The sequence below is a fragment of the Frankia sp. AgKG'84/4 genome (assembly GCF_023242965.2).
Taxonomy (GTDB): Bacteria; Actinomycetota; Actinomycetes; order Frankiales; family Frankiaceae; genus Frankia.
The window spans coordinates 1-3,946 of record NZ_JALKFU020000515.1; the positions used below are offsets into that span (position 1 = coordinate 1).

The 3,946-nt window shown below is 74.0% G+C and carries 4 protein-coding genes; 2 read left to right on the plus strand and 2 right to left on the minus strand.

The window, feature by feature from the left end; translation table 11 throughout:
- A partial coding sequence (locus tag MXD58_RS22320) for a DUF4352 domain-containing protein (RefSeq protein WP_250609861.1) occupies positions 1 to 1,025 on the plus strand: 1,025 nt, incomplete at its 5' end.
- Between the two features lie 119 nt (positions 1,026 to 1,144).
- Here the strand turns inward: MXD58_RS22320 and MXD58_RS22325 are convergent.
- Together MXD58_RS22325 and MXD58_RS22330 are read right to left on the minus strand one after the other, a co-directional pair.
- The gene (locus MXD58_RS22325; protein WP_248837224.1) at positions 1,145 to 1,540 is read right to left on the minus strand and encodes an HIT family protein; all 396 of its coding nucleotides are present in this window, start codon (positions 1,538 to 1,540) and stop codon (positions 1,145 to 1,147) included.
- Between the two features lie 44 nt (positions 1,541 to 1,584).
- Positions 1,585 to 1,998 carry a VOC family protein gene (locus MXD58_RS22330; RefSeq protein ID WP_248837223.1) on the minus strand — a complete coding sequence of 138 codons (414 nt, stop codon included), beginning with the start codon at positions 1,996 to 1,998 and terminating at the stop codon, positions 1,585 to 1,587.
- A gap of 276 nt (positions 1,999 to 2,274) precedes the next feature.
- On the opposite strand from MXD58_RS22330, the gene MXD58_RS22335 reads away from it, so the two are divergent.
- On the plus strand, positions 2,275 to 3,946 hold a 1,672-nt coding region (locus tag MXD58_RS22335; RefSeq protein WP_374616500.1), incomplete at its 3' end, for a DEDD exonuclease domain-containing protein.

Below are 3,946 nucleotides of genomic sequence, written 5' to 3' on the forward strand. Positions count from 1 at the left end.
GCCCCGGTCCCCCGCAGCCGTGGGGCACCGGGCCGCAGCAGGGCCAGGACCAGTCGTGGCCACCGCCGGCGGGCGGCCCCGGCCAGCCCGCGTGGGGCCAGCCCGGCGGCGAGCAGCAGAACTGGGGCCAGCCCGGCGCGGACCAGCAGCAGAACTGGGGCCAGCCCGGCCAGCAGAACTGGGGACAGCAGGGCGGCTACCAGGCCGGCGGCGCCAGCCCGTACCAGGGCGGAACCGGCTACCAGCAGCCCGGCGGCTATCAGGGCGGCCAGGAGTACTACCAGCAGAACCAGCAGGGCGGCTACCCGCCGCCCGGCGGTGGCTACCCGCCGCAGGGCGGCTGGCCGCAGCAGCCCGGTGGGCCCGCGCCGCAGCGGCGCAATCCGCTGGTCGTCATCGTGCCGCTGGTGGTCGTCGCCGCGATCGTCATCGGCGTGGTGATCGCGCTCGCCGTCGGCGGGAAGGACGACTCGGGCACCGTCACGTCGCCGACCGTCGCGCCGTCACTGACGCTCCCGACGCCCGGCGGTTCGGTGGGGACGCAGCCCCCGCCCGTCCCCACCCAGACGGGGCCGGCCGGCGTGTCCAACTGTGTCGCGGTGACCCCGCAGGCTCCGCCCGCCGGCACCGCCGGCCTGGGTGGCTCCGGCACGGTCGTCGGCGAGGCCAACTCCTCGGTCAGCGACTTCGAGGCCAAGGTGACCCTGAACAGCGTGTGTTCCACGACGGGCACGGTCACCAGCTACGGTGACCCGCCGACGCTGGGCGCCTACTACGTGCTGAACGTGACGGTCGAGGTCAGCCGGGGCGACACCTCCGCCTCGCCGTCGGACTTCTACATCCAGACCCCGGACGGGACGCGGTACGACGGCAGCTACGACGATGTCGAGCCGCGCCTGTCCGCCTCGACCGTGAAGGCCGGGCAGAAGGTCCGTGGCAACGTCGTCATCGACGCACCGCCCGGCCACGGCACGCTGAACTGGGAGCCGCTGTTCGCGGTCAGCCCCGCGAAGTTCCAGCTCTGACCGAGATGCGCCAGGTCTGAGAGGGGTCGGACGCTGGGCCGAACCCGCATCCGCTCCGCCGACGGGGTGATCCTGACACCGGGATCACCCCGTCGCGCTGTCCGGGACGGCGGGGCGGGTCAGGCGAGGGCGGCGCGGATCCGCTCGGCGGCGTCGTCGAGGGCCACCGGGTCGGGAGCCGGGTCCGCGCGCTCGAACGAGAGCTGCTTCTCGCTGTCGATCGGGATCAGGTGGACGTGGGCGTGCGGGACCTCGAGCCCAGCGACGATCACGGCCACCCGCCGGGGCCCGAAGGCACGGTCGATGGCCCGCCCGACCCGGGCCGTGTTCGCCCACAGCGCCGCCTGGACATCGTCCGGCAGGTCCAGCCACCGGTCGATCTCGACCCGCGGCACGACGAGGGTATGGCCAGGGCGGATCGGCGCGATGGTGAGCAGCGCGACGGTGTGCTCGTCGGCGTGCACGATCCGGCCGGGAAGCTCTCCGTTGATGATCCGGGTGAAGACGCTCGGCATGGGACCCGACACTACCGACCACGCCGGGCCAGGCGCGCCCGGCGTCAGGCGAACGGCCGGGCGAATCCGGCCGGGCCCGCCGTCGCCACCCGGAACTCGTTGCCCTCGGGATCGGACAGCACGTAGCCGCGCTCGCCGTCCTCGTCGTACGGGCCGACCCGGCGGGCGCCGAGGGTGAACAGCCAGCCGACGACCCGCTCCGCGTCGACCGCGTAGAGGTCGAGGTGCAGCCGGCTCGGTCCGCCGCCGCGGCGCGCCCCCGGTCGCAGCAGCAGCTTCGGGCCGGCGCCGGCGGGGTGGCGAAGGATCGCCGCGTCCTTGTCCCGCCGCACCACCTCGTAACCCAGCGCAGCAGACCAGAAACGCACCATCACCTCCACATTCGCACAGTCCACCGTCACCCGTCCCACTCGGATCCCGTTCGTCTCAAACCACGCCACCCGAGCATGATTTCGCATTGGCGGCACTTTGGCGCGTCGAGTGGCCACGGCGCGTCTCCGGCGTGGCGAAACATGTGATTCCGGCATGCCACCACGCGACATCAATGCACACCGATTAATCTCACTTTTCGGGCATAGCTGAGAATTATCGGAACTAGCCACATCTCCGGGCATCGATGGACGCATCGGTGTAGGGCGGGTAGCCCGGCCGGCACGTCGACCGGCCTGCCGGCCGGTCCCGACCGACCACGCCCGACGCCACGAACTGTCAGTGGTCGGGCCTACGGTGACACCGTGCGCCAAGACCCCGCCACCACCGTAAGCCCGGGCCTCACCCGCGACGCCGCCCCGCCCGGCGAGCGGCCCGGGCGCCAGGCCAGCCTGGACGACCTCGGCCGGCCGCTGGCCGACCTCACCTTCGTCGTGGTCGACCTGGAGACGACCGGCACCTCGGCGGAGACGAGCGAGATCACGGAGATCGGCGCGGTACGGGTCCGCGGCGGCGAGGTGCTCGCGGAGATGTCGACACTGGTCCGGCCCAGCCGCGGCATCCCGCCGATGATCTCCGTTCTCACCGGGATCACCGAAATGATGGTGGCGAGCGCCCCCAGCGAGGCCGAGGTCGTCCCCACCTTCCTGGAGTTCGCCCGCGGGGCCGTGCTCGTCGCCCACAACGCGCCGTTCGACCTCGGCTTCCTGCGCGCCGCCGCGGCACGCTGCGGCTATCCGCCGCCGGCCTGGGAGCATCTCGACACCCTGCGCATCGCCCGGCGGATCATCAGCCGCGACGAGACGCCGGACTGCCGGCTCGGCTCACTGGCGCGGCTGTTCCGCAGCACGACCGAACCCAACCACCGGGCGCTGTCCGACGCGCGGGCCACCGTGGACGTGCTGCACGGCCTGTTCGAACGACTCGGCAACCTCGGCGTGCACACCCTCGAGGAGCTGCACGACCACAGCGCGCGGGTGTCCCCCGCCCAGCGCCGCAAGCGGCACCTCGCCGACGGCCTGCCCACCGGCCCCGGTGTGTACGTCTTCCGGGACGCCGACGGGCGCGCCCTCTACGTCGGCACCTCGCGGTCGATCCGTTCCCGCGTGCGCACCTACTTCACCGCCAGCGAACCCCGGACCCGGATGGCCGAGATGGTCGCCCTCGCCGAGCGGGTCGACGCCATCGGCTGCGCGCACACCCTCGAGGCGCAGGTGCGGGAGCTGCGCCTGATCGCCGAGAACAAGCCGCCGTACAACCGCCGGTCCCGCTTCCCCGAGCGGGCCGTGTACCTGCGCCTGACCGACGAACCGTTCCCCCGGCTGTCACGGGTGCGCGACGCCCGCCAGGACACCACCTACCTCGGCCCCTTCGGCAGTGTCCGGGAGGCCGACGACGCCGCCGACGCGCTGCTCGCCGCCGTGCCGCTGCGTCAGTGCTCGGGGCGGCTCTCTGCCCGGCGGACGCGCCCCGCGTGCGCCCTGGCCGATCTGGGCCGCTGCGGCGCACCCTGTGACGGCCGGGAGGACGTCCCCGCCTACGCCCGGCACGTCGCGCGCGCCCAGGCGGCCATCACCGGCGACCCCGCGCCCGTCATCGCCGCCAGCACGCGCAGGATGGACCGCCTGTCCGGCGAGGGCCGTTACGAGGAGGCCGGCGTCGAGCGCGACCGGATGGTGGCGTTCGTCCGCGCCGCGGCCCGCGGTCAGCGCCTCGCCGAGCTGACCCGGATCACCGAGCTCGTCGCCGCCGCGCCGAGGGCGGACGCCGGCTGGGATCTGGCCGTGGTGCGCCGCGGCCGCCTGGTCAGCGCGCTGACGGTCGAACCCGGGGTGGATCCGCGCCCGTGGGTCGACGCGGCCGTGGCGAGCGCGGAGACCGTCCGCCCGCAGCCGGGGCCGGCGCCCTGCGCGTCGGTGGCGGAGACGGAGCGGATCGCGAGCTGGCTCGACGGGGCCGGGGTCCGGCTGGTGCGCC

What these genes read in the sequence shown, in the direction of transcription:
- MXD58_RS22325 (WP_248837224.1), bottom strand. Translation starts at nt 1,540, where the DNA reads ATGCCGAGCGTCTTCACCCGGATCATCAACGGAGAGCTTCCCGGCCGG.
- MXD58_RS22330 (WP_248837223.1), bottom strand. Translation starts at nt 1,998, where the DNA reads ATGCGAAATCATGCTCGGGTGGCGTGGTTTGAGACGAACGGGATCCGA.